At 48.6% G+C, this 16,557-nt stretch carries 17 protein-coding genes; 9 read left to right on the top strand and 8 right to left on the bottom strand.

What is annotated here, in order from left to right:
- The first annotated feature begins 96 nt into the window (after positions 1-96).
- The 3 genes from B7992_RS01180 (at position 97) to B7992_RS01170 (ending at position 3,103) form a co-directional block, all read left to right on the top strand.
- The gene (locus B7992_RS01180) at positions 97-525 is read left to right on the top strand and encodes a flavodoxin (RefSeq protein ID WP_088665406.1); all 429 of its coding nucleotides are present in this window, start codon (positions 97-99) and stop codon (positions 523-525) included.
- 209 nt (positions 526-734) lie between these two features.
- A complete protein-coding gene (locus B7992_RS01175) occupies positions 735-962 on the top strand; it encodes a DUF1490 domain-containing protein (RefSeq protein WP_073157310.1) in 228 nt (75 codons plus the stop codon).
- Between the two features lie 35 nt (positions 963-997).
- Positions 998-3,103: a heavy metal translocating P-type ATPase gene (locus tag B7992_RS01170; protein ID WP_088665405.1), complete on the top strand. Its 2,106-nt coding sequence runs from the start codon at positions 998-1,000 to the stop codon at positions 3,101-3,103.
- Here B7992_RS01170 and B7992_RS01165 read toward each other — a convergent pair.
- From B7992_RS01165 to ispD, 4 genes are all read right to left on the bottom strand, one after another.
- Positions 3,084-3,695, bottom strand: a complete 612-nt coding sequence (locus tag B7992_RS01165) for an HD-GYP domain-containing protein (protein WP_088665404.1) — start codon at positions 3,693-3,695, stop codon at positions 3,084-3,086. The genes B7992_RS01170 and B7992_RS01165 overlap by 20 nt on opposite strands.
- A gap of 191 nt (positions 3,696-3,886) precedes the next feature.
- Complete coding sequence (locus B7992_RS01160; protein ID WP_088665403.1) at positions 3,887-5,242, bottom strand: hypothetical protein; 1,356 nt, start codon at positions 5,240-5,242, stop codon at positions 3,887-3,889.
- A 12-nt stretch (positions 5,243-5,254) separates the two neighbouring features.
- Positions 5,255-6,634, bottom strand: a complete 1,380-nt coding sequence (locus B7992_RS01155; protein WP_088665402.1) for a hypothetical protein — start codon at positions 6,632-6,634, stop codon at positions 5,255-5,257.
- A gap of 87 nt (positions 6,635-6,721) precedes the next feature.
- The gene (gene ispD, locus B7992_RS01150) at positions 6,722-7,441 is read right to left on the bottom strand and encodes a 2-C-methyl-D-erythritol 4-phosphate cytidylyltransferase (RefSeq protein ID WP_088665401.1); all 720 of its coding nucleotides are present in this window, start codon (positions 7,439-7,441) and stop codon (positions 6,722-6,724) included.
- A 269-nt stretch (positions 7,442-7,710) separates the two neighbouring features.
- Here ispD and B7992_RS01145 point away from each other — a divergent pair, with 269 nt between their 5' ends.
- Together B7992_RS01145 and B7992_RS01140 are read left to right on the top strand one after the other, a co-directional pair.
- Complete coding sequence (locus B7992_RS01145) at positions 7,711-7,995, top strand: type II toxin-antitoxin system RelB/DinJ family antitoxin (protein ID WP_073157293.1); 285 nt, start codon at positions 7,711-7,713, stop codon at positions 7,993-7,995.
- Positions 7,976-8,236 carry a Txe/YoeB family addiction module toxin gene (locus B7992_RS01140; RefSeq protein WP_088665414.1) on the top strand — a complete coding sequence of 87 codons (261 nt, stop codon included), beginning with the start codon at positions 7,976-7,978 and terminating at the stop codon, positions 8,234-8,236. Before B7992_RS01145 ends, B7992_RS01140 begins: the two co-directional genes overlap by 20 nt.
- A gap of 175 nt (positions 8,237-8,411) precedes the next feature.
- Here B7992_RS01140 and B7992_RS01135 read toward each other — a convergent pair whose 3' ends face one another.
- Positions 8,412-9,854 (bottom strand): sodium:alanine symporter family protein, encoded by a 1,443-nt coding sequence (locus B7992_RS01135; protein WP_073283914.1) that lies wholly within the window; start codon positions 9,852-9,854, stop codon positions 8,412-8,414.
- 310 nt (positions 9,855-10,164) lie between these two features.
- Here B7992_RS01135 and gltX point away from each other — a divergent pair, with 310 nt between their 5' ends.
- The 4 genes from gltX (at position 10,165) to queA (ending at position 14,999) form a co-directional block, all read left to right on the top strand.
- On the top strand, positions 10,165-11,637 hold the full coding sequence (gene gltX / locus B7992_RS01130; RefSeq protein ID WP_073283911.1) for a glutamate--tRNA ligase: 1,473 nt from the start codon (positions 10,165-10,167) through the stop codon (positions 11,635-11,637).
- 77 nt (positions 11,638-11,714) lie between these two features.
- Positions 11,715-12,959: a BON domain-containing protein gene (locus B7992_RS01125; protein ID WP_083539639.1), complete on the top strand. Its 1,245-nt coding sequence runs from the start codon at positions 11,715-11,717 to the stop codon at positions 12,957-12,959.
- 13 nt (positions 12,960-12,972) lie between these two features.
- A complete protein-coding gene (locus B7992_RS01120; protein WP_073235524.1) occupies positions 12,973-13,953 on the top strand; it encodes a WYL domain-containing protein in 981 nt (326 codons plus the stop codon).
- Positions 13,954-13,955: 2 nt separating this feature from the next.
- Positions 13,956-14,999, top strand: a complete 1,044-nt coding sequence (gene queA, locus B7992_RS01115) for a tRNA preQ1(34) S-adenosylmethionine ribosyltransferase-isomerase QueA (protein WP_073283904.1) — start codon at positions 13,956-13,958, stop codon at positions 14,997-14,999.
- Positions 15,000-15,079: 80 nt separating this feature from the next.
- Here queA and B7992_RS01110 read toward each other — a convergent pair whose 3' ends face one another.
- The 3 genes from B7992_RS01110 to B7992_RS01105 all read right to left on the bottom strand — a co-directional run bounded on the left by B7992_RS01110 (position 15,080) and on the right by B7992_RS01105 (position 16,557).
- Complete coding sequence (locus tag B7992_RS01110) at positions 15,080-15,385, bottom strand: hypothetical protein (RefSeq protein ID WP_139258212.1); 306 nt, start codon at positions 15,383-15,385, stop codon at positions 15,080-15,082.
- Positions 15,386-15,472: 87 nt separating this feature from the next.
- A complete protein-coding gene (locus tag B7992_RS17040) occupies positions 15,473-15,604 on the bottom strand; it encodes a hypothetical protein (RefSeq protein WP_254917571.1) in 132 nt (43 codons plus the stop codon).
- Between the two features lie 194 nt (positions 15,605-15,798).
- Positions 15,799-16,557: a nitrilase-related carbon-nitrogen hydrolase gene (locus tag B7992_RS01105; protein ID WP_073157272.1), complete on the bottom strand. Its 759-nt coding sequence runs from the start codon at positions 16,555-16,557 to the stop codon at positions 15,799-15,801.

The raw sequence follows: 16,557 nt of genomic DNA, 5'->3' as shown, positions 1-16,557 counted from the left end.
ATGTAAAGATAGCCTACGAATGGGAATCGGAATCGAGAGAATCATCTAGCAAGGCAGCCTAAATGCTTCCACACATGTTGATGATGCCTCAATAAAATGAGCAAAATTGCAATTGTCTACTGGTCTGGAACCGGAAACACTGAAATGATGGCGAAGGAAGTTGCTGCTGGCGCACAAGCTGTCGGCGGAGACGTTTCAATTTTTCATACCACCGAGTTTTCTGCAGATTCTGCAGCGGTGTTTGAAAAGTTTGCTCTAGGTTGCCCTGCCATGGGTGCCGAAGAATTGGAAGACAGCGAATTTCAGCCTCTTTATGAGAAGATGAAACCTGCTCTTGCTGGCAAGAAGGTGGCTCTTTTCGGTTCATACGGCTGGGGCGGCGGCGAATATATGACTCCCTGGAAAGAGGATGCAGTTGCCGCGGGCTTGAACCTTGTGGATGAACCCTTGGCTGTTGAAAATGCTCCCGATGACGACGCAAAGGCTAAGTGTCAGGAACTGGGCAAGGCTTTGGCTTTGGCTTAAAATAAAAGTTAGCTGGTCTAACAAAGTTAAATTGGCTAACAAAATTAGAGTGTCTAACTTAGTTAAAAACTAACTAACTTAGTTAGCTTGAACCTAACTGGCACAAAGCTTCGAAGTCTGCAACTTACTTTGTATGTAAGTTGCATTTCTTGTTTAAAACTCTATTTTTTTTATAACTCAAAGTCTTAAAAATTAACAAGGAGTAACCTATGTCTATCTTCAAAAATGAAAAGTTCTGGTTGGTGGTTGCTGGTGCTGTTGGCTCCGCTATTACCAAGAAAGTGCTCAAGGCAAAGAAAACTCGTGAACTTGCTGTAACTGGCCTTGCTCACGGCATGAAGTTCTCTGCCGATGCCAAGGCTGCCTTCCAGGATATGAAAGACGAAGCTAACGACATTTGCAACGACGCCAAGTCCGAAGCAGGCTTGGACAAGTAATTTTTCTTGTCAAGTCATCTTGTGTAGGTAAGTTTATGAAATTCAGAATCGCATACGATCGGCCGGGGCGTATCCGTTTTCGCTGTGGTCCTTACGCCTTTGAACCTAAGTTTGAAGGCCGTATCCATAAGGCTTGCGTGGGGATTCCTTGCGTAAAGTCTGCGGTAATCCATAGTGCCAATGGAAGCCTTTTGCTGAACTATGGCTGCGATGAATCTGCAGAAATAACTGCTGAAAATCGCCAGATGATTCTGGATTTTGTAACTGCCTTAAAACCGAGGGAATTGCCCGAAGTGGATCCGGATACGGATTACCAGTTGCAATCCCTGGATGACAATTTCCAGAACAGCCTGTGCAAAATGATAGCCCGCCGCTATCTGATGCGCTGGTTTGTTCCTTTGCCGATTCGAACGGCCATAACGGTTTTCCGCGGCCTCAAATATGTGGCTAAGGGATTATCCACTCTTGCAGAAGGTAAGTTGACCGTCGAAGTTCTGGATGGTGCCGCCATTGGAGCCTCCATGCTCCAGAAAAATTATGAGTCCGCAGGTACGGTCATGTTCCTGCTAGGGGTTTCTGGCTTATTGGAAGATTACACCAAGGCTCGCACCCGTACAGCCCTTACAGGAAGCCTTGCTGTAAAGGTGGACAAAGTCTGGGTGGTTAAAAATGGCGTGGACACCTTAGTTGACTTGAAGGACGTGGTGCCGGGTGACTTGGTGAGAATCCGCGATGGTGCCATGATTCCTGTGGACGGTACCGTTGTAGAAGGGGAAGCCTTTGTCAACGAATCTACCATGACCGGCGAGTCCAAGGCGGTGCTGAAGAACGAAGGTAAGACTGTTTTTGCTGGCACCATTTTGGACGAAGGCTCCTTTGTGGTAAAGGTCCGTGCCGTTAATGGAAATACAAAAATCCAGAAGATTATTGAACTTATTGACCATAGCGAAGATTTGAAGGCTGGCATTCAGAGCCGCGCAGAGCATTTGGCTGACAGCATCGTCCCCTTCAGTTTCCTGGGATTTGGCTTGACTCTTCTGTTTACCCGGAACATTACCAAGGCCGTTTCCATCTTGATGGTGGATTATTCCTGCGCCATTAAACTTTCTACGCCTATCTCCGTAATTTCAGCCTTGCGTGAGGCCGCCGATAGAAATATGACGGTAAAGGGTGGCAAGTATCTTGAGGAATTTGCCTTGGCTGATACTGTCGTTTTCGATAAGACGGGAACTTTGACCAAGGCAGAACCGAAGCTTCAGAAGATTATTGCCTTTGGTGGTCGTTCCGAAGAAGAAATTTTAAAGATAGCTGCCTGCATCGAGGAACATTTCCCTCACAGCATGGCCCGCGCTATTGTAAATGGTGCCGCGGAACGTGGCATCGATCATGCCGAAGAGCATGCGGATGTAAAGTACATTGTGGCTCATGGTATTGCCACAACCCTTAGAGGTGAGAGGGCTGTCATCGGTAGCAGGCATTTTGTTATTGAAGACGAAAAGGTTCTCGTGACGGAACAACAGCAGGCGACCATCGAAGAAGTGGGCGGTGCCGCATCCGTCATCTACTTGGGTATTGGCGGCAAGTTGGCTGGTGTCTTGTGCATTAGCGACCCTCCGCGAGAAGAGGCTGCCGTCGCTATCAAACGCCTGCGAGAAACGGGCATCAAGAATGTGGTCATGATTACCGGCGACAGCCAGAAGGCTGCGGAACGTACCGCTGAAATCCTGGGAATAGACACGTTCTACGCACAAGTTTTGCCCGAAGACAAACACAATTACGTGGAACGGATGAAAGCAGAAGGCAAACGCGTCATTATGGTGGGGGATGGCATTAACGATGCTCCCGCCTTGGCTGCCGCAAACGTTTCTGTTGCCATGAGCGATGCTTCCGACATTGCCCGGGAAACTGCGGACGTTACTCTCCGAGGGGAAAATCTGGAAGACTTGGCTGAGCTTCGCGTTCTGAGCCAAAAGCTGATGGATCGAATCCAATCCAACTATAAGTTCATCGTCGCCTTTAATACGGGTTTGCTTGCGGGTGGATTCTTCGGATTCCTTTCTCCCACCACGTCGGCATTTTTGCACAATGCTTCTACCATGGCTATTTGTGCCAAAAGCATGACTAGGTTGAAGGTGTCATGACACAGGTTGCGGTTCCTGCCTGAATCAGCTCTTCCCAATTTTCCAAAGCGACTTTAACCACGTCGGGATCGTACATGATTCCGGCGTTCTTTTTTATTTCTTCCTTACAGATGGAAACGTCCATTCCCTTGCGATACGGACGGTCTGAAATCATGGCGTCGATGGAATCGGCGATTGCGATAATTCTTGAACCCAGGGGAATGTTTGCTCCGGACAGTCCATCGGGATAACCTTTACCGTCCCAGCGTTCGTGGTGTCCGCGTACAATGATAGCTACGTTCTCAAATAGCTTTGCCTTCCGTAAAATTTCGTAACCTTGCAAAGAATGGGATTTCATGATTTCCCATTCTTCATCATTCAATCGTCCTGCTTTTAAAAGAACGTCGTCGCGTATGCCAATTTTCCCAACGTCATGCAAGTGTGCCGAAATATGGAATAGTTCTTCCTGATCGCCGGTGATGCCTAAAAACCTGCAAAGGGCTTCCACCATTTCCGCTACGCGGGAGGAATGGAAACTGGTGTAGGAATCTCTTGCTTCCAGGGCGGAAACGACGCACAAGATTAAGTCATGGTATTGAGATAAGGCTGACATGTGACCCTCCTTCCGATGACTTAAAGTTAGTTAAAGCTAACTGTTTTGTAAATACATTCCCATCATTTTCTTAATGCTGATCGGTACTGGAATTAACGCTCGAAGATGGAAATGAGTACGAATCGAAAAAAAATCGGGACTGATGATTTCTTCATCAGTCCCCTTTTTACATACTGGTTGGTCTTGTTTTTTTATTCGATTAGAGTCATTCGACTGATTAATATATTTGTTGTGTCGTTTTCGGTTTGTTTAGCACTGAATGCTAGTACATGGTTATTAGTTGGATTAAAACCATTAAATTCTTCTTCTAAATCCTTCCATAGTATGTAAGAAATCTTTTTCTCCCCTTTGTAAATGGAGACATTTGCACTATCATTTGTAAGTGTGCCGTTCGTCTCGTAGCGGTGAAATGATAACAAGAAATTTTTGTCTGAAGAATATTCTATACAGAAACCTTTGGCTTGGGCCAACCTTACCTGATCGTCTGGATGATTCACAAGAACAGTGTTGTTTCCTAATAAAGTAATATTGTATTCACTACCGGGTTTTAGATATGTTCTTTCCTGAAAAGAACCTAAGGACGACCAGTATTCGATATGTTGTGGTGTAATAGTCGAGCCGTCGCATTTTAAGTATTCGTCAATAGAAACATTGGGCTTCAATGTTGTGATTTTATGAATGGTTATAGAACTATTACCCAAATAGCTGATAAAATTGATTGATTCTACCTTTTCTATTGAAAATCCTTCTGAGCTGCCATTGTCTTCTTGTTTCTCCATCAAACCTACATTTTCATTCCATGACCATGTGAATGAACTTTTTTCGCCATTTGTATTAGGCATCTCTTTGTAAAGCAAAATAGGTTTATTAGCGCTACTCCCATCGACGACGTTAGCATGTAGAACTCCTGAACCAGTGTATTCAACACAGAATCCACCCCAAGGTTCAATATTCATGGTATCTGGGGATTCTACCAAAGGCATTATTAATAAGCCCTCCTGAGGAAGATATGCTGTTACTCCGTCTGGACTTGTTTTGCTCGAATCTGGGCCATACCCTGGGACATACATACTAAATTTTCGACCAAATTTATTATACACCGAATCTTCTTTCGCGTCATAAATCACGGTGCCGGTGCAAGGCTCGAAAGCGCTGCTGCTGGATTCTGCAACAGAAGAGGAACTGCCTGGATCAGTTGCTGAACTGGAACTGTCCGTGCTGTCGGAAGATTCTGCATCGCCGTTGCCCTTGCTGGAAGAGCTGAGCTCGCTGTCGCCACCGTTGGAAGAACTGAGTTTGCTGTCGCTGCTGCTGTCGTCGCTGCCATTGTCGCTGTCGCTGGTTATTTCGGCGAAGGCATTGCCGTCGTCATACTTGTCCTGGAAGTCTTCCAGGTAGTCGGTGCAGGCTACAAGTGCAAAGAGAGATGCCGCGATTGCTAGATCCTTCGCTACGCTCAGGATGACGCGGGAAAAGTTGCTCAGAATGACGCGGGCGAGGTTGCTCAGGATGACACGGGAGGGATTGTTCAGATTGTTCATTTTCATATCATCCTCTCCTTAGAAAAACAGTGTAACGCCTACGCCAACAAGGCCTGCGGCGGCAATTCCCAAACCTACGGCTCGCAACGTCTGTGCGTTTTCAATCTTATCACAACGGTCGTCGTATTCTTTACGGGTAAGCGTTTTCTTTTCGCTTTCCTTCTTGGCCTTGCTGTTGAAGACTGCGGCCATTACACCACCTCCAATCATGACAGCCCCTGCGATAGCGGGCGGAATCCAGGACTTCTTCTTGTCGCTGTCTGCTGCTGCGTCCTTGGCGGCATCGTTGGCGGCAACATCCTTTGGTGTTTCTTGAACTGCGGAATCTGCTACAGAAGTGATGAGTGCAGTTGTGTCAATGGAAGCCAACTTCTTGACGACTGGTGCAGGTTTTGAGGAATCACCCATAACAACTTCAGAGGAAATATCTCCCTTCGCCTTGGCGCGTCGAATGTCCTTCTGGCTTCCCCAAATCCAGCGGCCCACCAGGTCCTTTTCCTGGTAGGCGGCTGTGAATTCCACACGGCCTCTAAAGTTCTGCATTTTGCCGTCGGTTCCCAGGGGCAGGTTCACTTTCTTGTCTACTGCACTGACGATGATGTGCGAGAAGTTTCTGCCGGAGGGTAGGGATTCAACATTAAAGATCTGCGCTCCGTTTAGAAAGTAGGAACCCGCAACCGGTCTGTTCATATCCAGATAAAAATCCAGGTATTCAGGTTCCAGCACGATCTTCATGTTGGCTTTGTTCTTTTCTAGAGAGTCATTTATTACTTTGATTCGATCGACGAATAGGGGTGCGAATTCATCGTGTGCTTGACGGACTACGACTTCGCTGCACTTTTCCACCCAGCGTTCCAGCAGGTTTTGCTGCACCTTCATGCGCTCTGCATCAAAGTATAGGTTGAAATCATAGGTCGCGTCAAAGGCCCCTTCTAGATTCAAAGGTTCCAATGCGATTTCGCCATCCATGCGTAACATCTTTTCCTTGGAAACGAGAATTCCGCCCAGGGCGTTTGCGCAGACCTGAATCTGTTCGGTGCGCTCTGCCAAGGTGTTTCCAACCTTAACGGCGTTCAAACTTAATTCACCAGTCAGTTCCATGTACTGGGCTTCGAATTCGGGCAGGTCCACGGAATAGAAATGTCCGCATTCCTCGTCCAGCACGTCGTTGATGGAAATCATGGAACAGCGGTTGTTCATTTCTGCAATCTTGGATGCTCGGGTCAACAGCTCGTCAATTTGAGGATTGCTTTCGCCTAAATCGGTCTTGATGTTTTCCAAGTTCTGCTGAAGGCTTTCTAATTCGGCAGGGTCTTTCACGAAAATGGATACGGTTTGGCTGGCTATGGAAAATGCTGCCAACGCGCCGATAAATGCCACGACTCTTAAAATGTTCATATCCTAATTCACCAACAAGGTTGAGTTTCCCAAAACTCCAATATACTGAATTACCAATGTAATAAAATAATATGAGAATCCTGTTTGTTACTTCAGCTTTGCGGCGAAGATTTCGAAGTCTTCGGGGGTGGTCAGCTTGTCGTTGGCTGCGGCACCCTTAACGATATAGACCGGCTCTCCAAAGAATTCCAGGATGCTGGCTTCGTCTGTAGGAATAAAGTTCAACGGCTCTGCAGCGATACGCTTGTACAGCGACTTAAGAACGTCGATGCGGGCTGCCTGGGGGGTCTGTGCCATCCAGACGGTATTGCGGTCGATGGTCTTTTCAACGCGGCCGTCTGCTGCGATCTTGATGGTGTCTACGGCAGGCTTTGCCACAAGGCATGCACCCTTTTCTACAAGAGTACGGCAGACGTCAAGAATGATCTCCTTGCTAATAAAGGGACGGGCTACGTCGTGAACGAGAACGTATTCCGCAGAACTGGTCAGGGCGTTGACTCCATTTTCTACGGACTGCCAACGTTCTGCGCCGCCTACAACAATCTTCAACTTGGCTCGCATTTCTGCAGTGAGGCTGGAGTTGCTCGTGTCTGCGGCCGACCCGAAAAGTTCATCTTCAAAATGGCTTTTCCAGTCGACAGGTACAGCCATCACCACTTCGGCAATTTCGTCCATCTGCAGGAACGTCTCAAGGCAATAACGGTAAACAGGCTTGCCGCCCAAAAGCATCAGCTGCTTGGGAATGTTTCCGCCCATGCGCTTGCCCAGGCCACCGGCCGGGAGAACCACTGCAAATTTCTTGTCCATGTGACCGCCTATGAAAGGAGATTGGTAATTGTGCGCTTCAAATTAGTTTTTTTACAATCATTTTACGCAAGAATGTGAAACATTTTTCCCTTTAAAAAACGTGTATAGAAAATAGCAGGAACACTTTCTTGCTTCAGGCCATAACAAGGCTTGATTTGCGAAACATAACGTGAAAAAGGAAAAAGATGGCTGAAATATCGGTAAAATGTTGTGATGGCTTGCAAAATGCAAGCGAATGTATTACATTGTCGGAAAATGGAGGTTTAATTATGGCCCTTTCTACAATTTCCGCAAGAATCGAAACCAAGGACAAGGAACGTTTCGACAAGTTCTGCGAAAAGGTGGGGCTGTCTACGTCCTCTGCCCTCAACTTGTTCGTCAAGGCGGTTCTCAGGGAGAATCGCATCCCTTTCGAAATTTCCCTTCCGGATCCCTTCTATAGCGAAAGCAATATGAAGTTCTTGGAAGAAGGCGCTGCGGCCATTAAGGCTGGGAAGGGGGTTGTTCATGAACTGATTGAAGTTGGGGGGGATGATGAAGAAGAACTGGTTTGATAAAGCCTGGGAAGATTATCTCTACTGGCAGTCCCAAGACAAGAAAACCCTGAAACGAATCAATCAACTCCTTAAGGATGTTGAACGAAGTGCCGAAGATGGAATCGGCAAACCGGAGCCTTTGAAAGGTAAATTATCCGGTTTCTGGAGTCGTCGAATCGATGATGTGAATCGCTTGGTGTACCGAGTTAATGGAGACGTCGTCGACGTGATTTCCTGTAAGGGACACTACGGGGATTAACTGACAGTAAAAAAAACAGATGGTTTATCACCATCTGTTTTTTTTATTAAGCGTGTTTGCCTTACATTTTTCTGCCGCGAGTTATTAAGGCAAAAATAATTGCGATTATAATGCCCAGAAAGAGCCATCCGCCAATTGCGCCAAGTCCGGAACTGGCATAAACGTCCTAAATTTTTTATTCGCCCACCTTGCCGTCGTGCAAGCGATCCAGGAAGTCCCTGGTTTCGAGAGCTACGATGCCGCTCAGCAGAATCAAGGCAATCAAGTTGGGGAATGCCATGAGGCCGTTGAAAATGTCAGCGCAAGTCCAAACGGCGCTTACGGTCAGGTAGGGACCGACGAAGATTGCAGCAACATAAATCCAGCGGTAGGCGAGGATTGCCTTTTTCTTCTTGCCGCCGATCAGGTACTGCAGGCACTTTTCAGAATAGTAGGCCCAACCCAGAATGGTGGTGAATGCGAAGAACACCAGAGCGATTGCCAGGAAGTAAGGAGCGATGGTTGCGCCACCGGGGAAGAATGCGAGACCGCGGGAGAAGGCTTCCATGGTGATGTTCACGCCTTCCAGGCCAAGCTTCGGATCCCAAGCGCCAGAAACCACAATGGCAAGGCCGGTCATGGTACAAATGATGATGGTGTCGAAGAAAGTACCGGTCATGCAGACCAGGCCCTGACGGACCGGTTCGTTGGTCTTTGCGGCGGCCGCTGCGATAGGTGCGGAACCGAGACCAGCTTCGTTACTGAAGATACCGCGGGCGATACCCTTCTGCATGGCGATAAAGATGGTGCCTACCACACCGCCGGTCACGGCGCTGGGGTTGAAGGCTGCGCGGACGATGGTCTGGACCGCTTCGGGAATAGCAGCGAAGTTCATCATGAGCAAGAGCATGCAAGCGAGAATGTAGAGGATTGCCATGACAGGAACGATATAGGTAGAAACCTTGGCAATGCGCTTCAGACCGCCGATAATCACGAAGGCGGAGAATGCGGTGACCAGAACGCCTGCGATGGCGGTGGTGATGCTGACGGAGTTTCCGCCGATGTTCACGAATTCAGCTGCGTTAGGAGTGAGTCGAGCCATGGCGCTGGTAATGCCGTTCACCTGGGTGATGGTGCCGATGCCCATGACGCCTGCACAGACACCGAAGATGGCGAAGAGCACTGCCAGCCACTTCATATTCCAGCCGAAACGTTCCTTGATGCCTGTTTCGATATAGTAGAAAGGACCGCCAAGAACCTTGCCGTCCTTGTCCATCTTGCGGTACTTCACGGCCAGAACGCCTTCGGCGTACTTGGTGGCCATGCCGAAGAAGGCTGCTACCTCCATCCAGAAGAGTGCGCCCGGGCCACCGGTGCCGATAGCGGTTGCCACACCCACGATGTTACCTGTACCGATGGTTGCGGCAAGTGCGGTGCAAAGTGCGCCGAAGCTAGAGACTTCGCCCTGGCCGCCCTTTTCGTTGTGGAGCATGTAACGCAGAGCGTTGGGGAGGTTTACCACCTGCAGGCAGCCCAGACGGACCGTGAGGAGGAGGCCTACAAACAAGATGACGACAATGAGGGGAATTCCCCAAACATAGCCATCGATGGTATCAAGAAAAGCGGTTAAAGCTTCCATATCGATCCTTTGGCTACGCGGATTTGCCAAAAGACAAATTCGCTATGAATAAATTGCAGGTGAAATGTAGAAACATATGAGTCAATTTGTTGATGCTCAATGGGAAACGTGATGGAATTGGGAAAAATATTCGCTAAAATTGTCTGCTCGTGGATTGGTTTTACATTTTATGTAGGTGCTTTGTTAGCCTCGTGGGAGACTGCGAGGAAATCTTGTTTTTTTGAAATTGCTAAATTTTGACATAGAAAATTTTAAACTATGGAGCTGTGACAAGATCTCTTGCGCGGCTGCCCTAAAAAAGGAATACAATATGTGCGATTGCTGCAATAACAAGCGTCCCGTCCGTGTACGTTTTGCCCCCAGCCCCACCGGTTACCTCCACGTTGGCGGTGCCCGTACTGCTATCTACAACTACTTCTTTGCAAAGGCCATGGGCGGCGTGTTCTACCTCCGTATCGAAGATACCGACCGTAAGCGTTATAACGAAACTGCACTGCACGACTTGATGCGCGACCTGAAGTGGCTTGGCCTCCAGTGGGACGAAGGTCCGGGTTGCGAAAAGGATTGCGGTCCTTACTTCCAGAGCGAACGCTTGCACATCTATAACGAACAGATCAAGAAGTTGCTGGACTCCGGCGATGCCTACTACTGCTTCTGCACCGAAGAACGCCTCCAGGAAGTTCGTGCCGAACAGGAAAAGGCCGGCGTCTCCGTGACCGGTTATGACCGCCACTGCCGTAACATTCCTCGCGAAGAAGCTGAAGCCCGCATCGCCGCTGGCGAAAAGGCTGTGATCCGCTTCAAGGTTCCCGAAACTGGCGTCACCGAATTCGACGACATGATCCGCGGCCACATCTCTTACCAGAATGAACTGCTGGACGACCTGGTTCTCATCAAGCGCGACGGTTACCCCACTTATCATTTCGCAAGTGTTTGCGATGACCACCTGATGGGTACTTCCCACGTGCTCCGCGGTGACGAATGGATTTCTTCTACTCCCAAGCACGAATTGCTGTACAAGGCCTTCGGTTGGGAACCTCCTGTATGGTGCCACCTGCCGGTGATTCTCGACAAGAATGGCGGTAAGCTTTCCAAGCGTAAGGGTGCTGCCTCCGTGGGCGACTTCCGCGACCTGGGCTACCTGCCCGAAACTCTGGTCAACTACCTGGCTCTCCTGGGCTGGAATCCGGGTGACGACCGTGAAGTCATGACCATCAAGGAAATGATTGACTGCTTCACCCTGGAACGCATCAACCCCAAGCCTGCTTCCTTCGATGAAAAGAAGCTGCAGTGGATGAACGGCCAGCACATTCATATGTGCGACGACGCCATGCTCCTCGGCATTATGAAGGAAGGTCTGGCTGCCAAGGGCTTCGACCTGAGCGCCGAACCTGAAGCACGTCTCCTGGAAATTGTGAAGAACCTGAAGCCCCGCGCACACTTCGTGCAGGATCTGGCTGACATGTCCACCTACTTCTTCAAGGCTCCGGAAACTTACGACGAAAAGGGTGCCAAGAAGCACTTTGGGGTCGGCTCCAAGGCTCTCTGCCAGCAGGTCCGCGACATGCTGGCTTCCATCGAAGATTTCAAGACCCCGGTCATCGAAAAGGAATTCTATGCTCTGGCAGAACGCATCGGCCACAAGGTGGGCGAACTGGTGGGCGCTCCCCGCTTGGCAGTTTCTGGCGTTACCGCTGGTCCTGGCCTGTGGGAACTCTTCGAACTCCTGGGTAAGGAAGAAACCCTCCGCCGTATCGACGTAGCCCTCCCGCTCATGGGGTAACAAATAGTGTTTAGTAAACAGTGGTTAGTAAACAGTAACCACTAACCACTAACCACTGACCACTAACCACTCAATCAATGCGTGTTCAGTTTCCTCATAGGTTGTACAGTCAGAGGCTATTCTGTTGCCGTTGCCAGAAGGTAACGGACCACGATATTTTTGCCCAGGAAAACTATACCACTTATGGGGGCTTGGACCCTCATATTCCGGTGCTGTGCTGCTGTACCCGCTGCACGGCCCTTTTTGTTGCCTTTTCTAACGAATTTTGTTTCTGCCGAAAGGAACACATCAATTCCGACTACGCCAAGATTTTCGGGCATAACCGTGTGGCTCCGGGTAACTGGCTCTACTTCAAGAAGAGTCTTAAGCCTGGTCTTGTAAAAAGTGTCTTCCAGGGCCCCGAAAAAGATATCATGGTTCTGGATTATGGTAGCGGTCCCGAAAAAAAGGTAGAATGCCCCAAGGTGACAATCCAGAAAGAAGAGTCTACGGATGGTTACCGGTTGCTGCCGGCACAAAGTGCCCACACGCTTCTTGGAGATCAGGTCTACCATACCATTCGCGACCAGTTCGGCGTTGCCGTGGGCATGGTGAACGATGGCGAAAAAGACAAGCTGGCTGTTTTGTTAAAAGACAAAACCCTGTTGTTCATTACCTTGCCGTTGCAGGCTCAGAATGCGCCTAACGATAAACTTACCCAGGCGGTGTTGGGCAAGGTAAAACAGGTGTTCCCGCAGGATGCTTCCAAGGTTTCCATTGAAGTGGGGCAGGGTGTGGTTTACCTTAAGGGAATGGTCCGCAACCTTTCCATTAAACGTGCCATGAAGGCTTGCATTAACGGCCTCCCTAAGGTGCGTGGTTGTGTTGACTTTACCCGAATCCAGACGGACTCCTACATCACGGATACTCAAATTGAACGTGCGGTTATCGCCTTGCTGGAATCACCCAATGTCCACCTGTTCAATTATGATGTAAAGGTCCTATTCGGCCATGTAGAAGTTTCCGCCTATTGCAACGAAAAATATTACTCCAGGGATCTGGAAAATAAGGTGGCTGAAATTTCTGGTGTGTTGGCGCTTCATTGTGCCATTTCCGTGATTCCTGCCGATCAAGTTGAAAATGAAATGCTGTGCAAGGAACTGGAAACGGATCTGGCCTTGCATTCCATTATGCAGGGGGCTGTGGTAAAGGTTTCCTGCGTGAACAAAAAATTCCTGCTGGAAGGTCATGTGCGTTCTGTTATTCAAAAACAGGCTGCGTTCCTGTCTGTGGTAAAGAAGGCAAAGACCGCTTCCATTGAAAACCGTTTAAAACTTCTGTAACTGGAGAAATCCTATGGCAAGTGGTTACGAAAAAATCAATAATATCAAGGGCTTCCTAAAAAGTAAGGTCACTGTAAAACAGCTTGCCTCTTTGTTGAATTGCGGCCCTCGTACGGTATTCCGTCATCTGGATGTCGTTGCCAAGGAAAACTGCGGACTCCGTAAGTTTAAGGAAAATGGCGAAACTTATTATGTTATTCAAACTGACAAGGAGATGAACTTCAACCAGGAAGTGGTTCGTCAACTTGAAAAGGTCAAGAAGAGCCTTTCTGTCGCTAACGCGGCCGACTTGAAGACTATCAAACTGCTGGAAAAGGTGATTGATTCCATGCAGACCACCGATCCCGAAGACTTCAAACCCGATGCCATTTCTACGGACCCGGACTACATTCTGGATTACGGTCCTTTCTGCGATAATAAATTGCAGGATTCCATGGTGAACAAGGTGCTGAAAGCCATTCACGATGGTTCCATGATCCGCATAAATTACACTCACTCCGCCTCTTCTGAAAAACCAGAGACGAAGATAGTGAATCCTATCAAGGTCATTATGCGTATGGATACCCTGTATCTGATAGCCGCAGATGAAACTTATGAAGAAACTCAGGTGTTCAAGAACTTCATGTTCGAAAAAATTTCCAACGTGACGATTACGAATGTTCCCGCACCTAAGCTACCCTTCGATGCGAAGATCCATTATAAGTATGCTTTCGCCAAGTATACCGATTCTAAAATCACTCCTGAAGATGTTTCCCTGTTGGTCAAGACCAAGTGGCTTCAGACTCAGTTTGAACGTTCCCACTTCTTCCCGGAAGCAACCCGCCGTCTCGATAAGAACGGCAATATGGTTGTGGATGTAAAACTCCGCATCACCCCTGATTTTGTTACTTGGCTCATGGGTGTTTCTACGGAAATCTCTATTCTTAAGCCGGAATCCCTCAAGAATAAGGTTCGTGAAAGTTTGCTGAAGGCTTTGGCCGAAATGGATGCGTAACCATGGAACATAATCTTTCTGACTACAGTTTTGAATTTCCTCCCGAACTGATTGCCAGCCGCACGGCGGGCAAGGGCAAGACTCGCATTTTGCATTGCCCTAAGGACGGTGGTGAACGTCATATCATGAAGGCTGCCGATATCGTAGATCTTTTCAGGGCCGGTGACTGCCTGGTGGTGAACAACACCAAGGTGATTCCTGCCCGCCTTTATGGAAAGACCATGCATGACGGCGAAGTAGAAACCTTGCTGGTGCAGGCCATGATTCCTGCCGAAGATGGTTCTGCCCGTTACGAGGCTCAGGTTCGCCCGGGTAAGGCTTTTAAGGTGGGCCGCGAATTGATAATCGCTGGCGTTAAGACCACTGTAGAATCTATCAACGAAGACGGTTCCCGTGTTCTGCGCTTTGCCGTAACGCCCGTTGAACTGGAAGCGGTGATGAATGCCCAGGGACACGTGCCCCTGCCGCCCTACATTAACCGCCCCGATGACGAAGAAGACAAGAAGGCTTACCAGACTATTTTTGCCAAGTATTCCGGTGCCGTTGCCGCTCCTACGGCAAGCCTCCATTTTAGCGAAGAGATGCTGCAGGCTCTAAAGGACAAGGGCGTCAAGGTCGCCGAAGTTACACTGCATGTGGGACCCGGTACCTTCCAGAATATTTCTGTAGAGGATTTCACTCAGCACAAGATGCACGGTGAACACTACGAACTTACAGAAGAAAATGCTCGCATCATTAACGAGGCAAAAGCCGCCGGTGGCCGCGTTGTTACCGTGGGTACCACAAGTACCCGCGTGGTAGAAACCATCGCCGACGACAACGGCGTTGTCCGTGCCCAGAGCGGTGTCACTCACGCGTTCTTCTATCCGGGTTATCGCTACAAGATCGTAGACGGCTTGCTTACCAATTTCCATTGGCCCAAGAGTTCCCTAATCTTGCTGGTGTCTGCTTTCTATGGCCGCGAAAACACTCTGGCCGCCTACAAGATGGCTGTAGAAAATCGCCTGAAGCTGTTCAGCTACGGCGACGGCATGCTGATCCTTTAGAATCCAAACGTCACCCAGAACGTCACCCTGAATTTATTTCAGGGTCTCAGGGTCTCTGTGCCTCGGGTCTCAGGGACTCCCTACTTGTCCTTGCGTTGCGGGAGCGTCCCGAAGTAACCTTGCTGCCTTAGGGCGGCAAGAACTTTCAGCTGATTTTCCTGAGTCTCGTTCAATATTTCGTCTAAAACAAACTGAGGAATTCTCTTCAGTGGCTTAAACTCGTTGGGAACGCCTGAGTAGTCGCTCAACTGCCAGGCCACCATCATCTTCTTCAGAAATTCGCTCCAGGGAAAATTGTCCTTGATAGACATATAGAACTGGGCTGGTTTCTTTCCGTCCTTGCCTTCTAAAAGCAGGGATCCGTCGCGAAAGCATGATAAAAGCACAGCCTGCCGTTCCTGATTTAGGGTGGCAGGCTGCGCGGGTATAACAAGGATTATTTTCATTTTTTGAAGCTAAATTGCCTTGGCTTTTTAGGCGGCGAGTTCGCGGCGAATTTGAGAATACTGGTAGCCAGAAATCGAGGTAATCTTGAGGACCAGTTCGCGGGTAACTCCTGCTTTAATCAACGCCTTGACATACTGCAACTTATTTTCGTTTGACATGATGCACCTCTCTCTCTTTTTTGACGTTGATATCCGTTTTACATGAAGAAAGATACAATTAATTTTTGACATTTGGCTGTCATCTACATCACATTTTCAAAGAAAAATTTTTCAAAAGATTCTGTAAGTTGTTGATACTCAATGAGTTGCCGAAAATGACGTTGTTTTGATATTGTGATTTAAATCATTCCAATTTAGACTATTCCTTTCAGGACGGGAAATGCCTTGCGGTATTCCTCTTGCGGAGCCGATAAAATGGTCCCCTGGATCACTTTTTCTCCCATTTCTCCCTGGGCGATAACCTCGCCGGTGGGGGAGATAATCATGGAATTTCCGTATTGGTTTGCGGCGGCTACATAAACCTGATTTTCGATGGCGCGGGCTTTCAGCAGGGTGATCCAGTGTTCCTTGCGAATGACGGGCCAGGCTGCCTGAATGGTAATGAGTCTTGCCCCGGCTTTTACGGCGTCGCGGAACAGTTCCGGAAAACGCAGGTCGTAGCAGATGGCGGCGGCGACATTCCACTGGTTTATTTTGAATAAGCTAACGGAATCGCCAGGGATGAAATCCACTTCGGGGAAGAAGGGCTTTCGCTTGTTATAGCAGGCGGCTTCCTCTTTGCGACCGGGCAGATAAAGGCTGGAATGGTTTTGCATCAGGGGGGCGTTCTGACCTTTATTGGGAACTGTAGAAATTCCAGCGCCAAGGACTGCACATCCAGTTTCGTCGGCCAGTGTGCTCAAGAAGTTGGCGGTGAGTCCTGCATCTGCATGGCCGAAGTCTTCTGCATATTTGGCAGGCTCTTCGGGAATGTACCCTGTGGCGAACATTTCAGGGAGAATGATAAGGCCGTCCCTGGGATTGCATTCGTCTAATAGTTGACGGACTTTCCTGAAGTTTGCGGTTTTATCGTTTAAAACCGCTTCCATCTGTACTAAATAAATCTTGAGCAT

This window comes from Fibrobacter sp. UWH1, from assembly GCF_002210365.1.
In the GTDB taxonomy this organism is placed as follows: Bacteria; Fibrobacterota; Fibrobacteria; order Fibrobacterales; family Fibrobacteraceae; genus Fibrobacter.
Note: the sequence above shows the minus strand (reverse complement) of the source record. Positions and strands in the feature narration are given on the sequence as shown.

Bases quoted from the DNA above. Each gene is read 5' to 3' on its own strand.
- B7992_RS01175 (WP_073157310.1), top strand. From the start codon at position 735: ATGTCTATCTTCAAAAATGAAAAGTTCTGGTTGGTGGTTGCTGGTGCT.
- B7992_RS01170 (WP_088665405.1), top strand. From the start codon at position 998: ATGAAATTCAGAATCGCATACGATCGGCCGGGGCGTATCCGTTTTCGC.
- B7992_RS01125 (WP_083539639.1), top strand. From the start codon at position 11,715: ATGCGTGTTCAGTTTCCTCATAGGTTGTACAGTCAGAGGCTATTCTGT.
- B7992_RS17040 (WP_254917571.1), bottom strand. From the start codon at position 15,604: ATGTCAAACGAAAATAAGTTGCAGTATGTCAAGGCGTTGATTAAAGCA.
- B7992_RS01165 (WP_088665404.1), bottom strand. From the start codon at position 3,695: ATGTCAGCCTTATCTCAATACCATGACTTAATCTTGTGCGTCGTTTCC.
- B7992_RS01155 (WP_088665402.1), bottom strand. From the start codon at position 6,634: ATGAACATTTTAAGAGTCGTGGCATTTATCGGCGCGTTGGCAGCATTT.
- gltX (WP_073283911.1), top strand. From the start codon at position 10,165: ATGTGCGATTGCTGCAATAACAAGCGTCCCGTCCGTGTACGTTTTGCC.
- B7992_RS01105 (WP_073157272.1), bottom strand. From the start codon at position 16,557: ATGCTCAAGATTTATTTAGTACAGATGGAAGCGGTTTTAAACGATAAA.
- B7992_RS01180 (WP_088665406.1), top strand. From the start codon at position 97: ATGAGCAAAATTGCAATTGTCTACTGGTCTGGAACCGGAAACACTGAA.
- B7992_RS01160 (WP_088665403.1), bottom strand. From the start codon at position 5,242: ATGAAAATGAACAATCTGAACAATCCCTCCCGTGTCATCCTGAGCAAC.
- queA (WP_073283904.1), top strand. From the start codon at position 13,956: ATGGAACATAATCTTTCTGACTACAGTTTTGAATTTCCTCCCGAACTG.
- ispD (WP_088665401.1), bottom strand. From the start codon at position 7,441: ATGGACAAGAAATTTGCAGTGGTTCTCCCGGCCGGTGGCCTGGGCAAG.
- B7992_RS01145 (WP_073157293.1), top strand. From the start codon at position 7,711: ATGGCCCTTTCTACAATTTCCGCAAGAATCGAAACCAAGGACAAGGAA.
- B7992_RS01135 (WP_073283914.1), bottom strand. From the start codon at position 9,854: ATGGAAGCTTTAACCGCTTTTCTTGATACCATCGATGGCTATGTTTGG.
- B7992_RS01140 (WP_088665414.1), top strand. From the start codon at position 7,976: ATGAAGAAGAACTGGTTTGATAAAGCCTGGGAAGATTATCTCTACTGG.
- B7992_RS01120 (WP_073235524.1), top strand. From the start codon at position 12,973: ATGGCAAGTGGTTACGAAAAAATCAATAATATCAAGGGCTTCCTAAAA.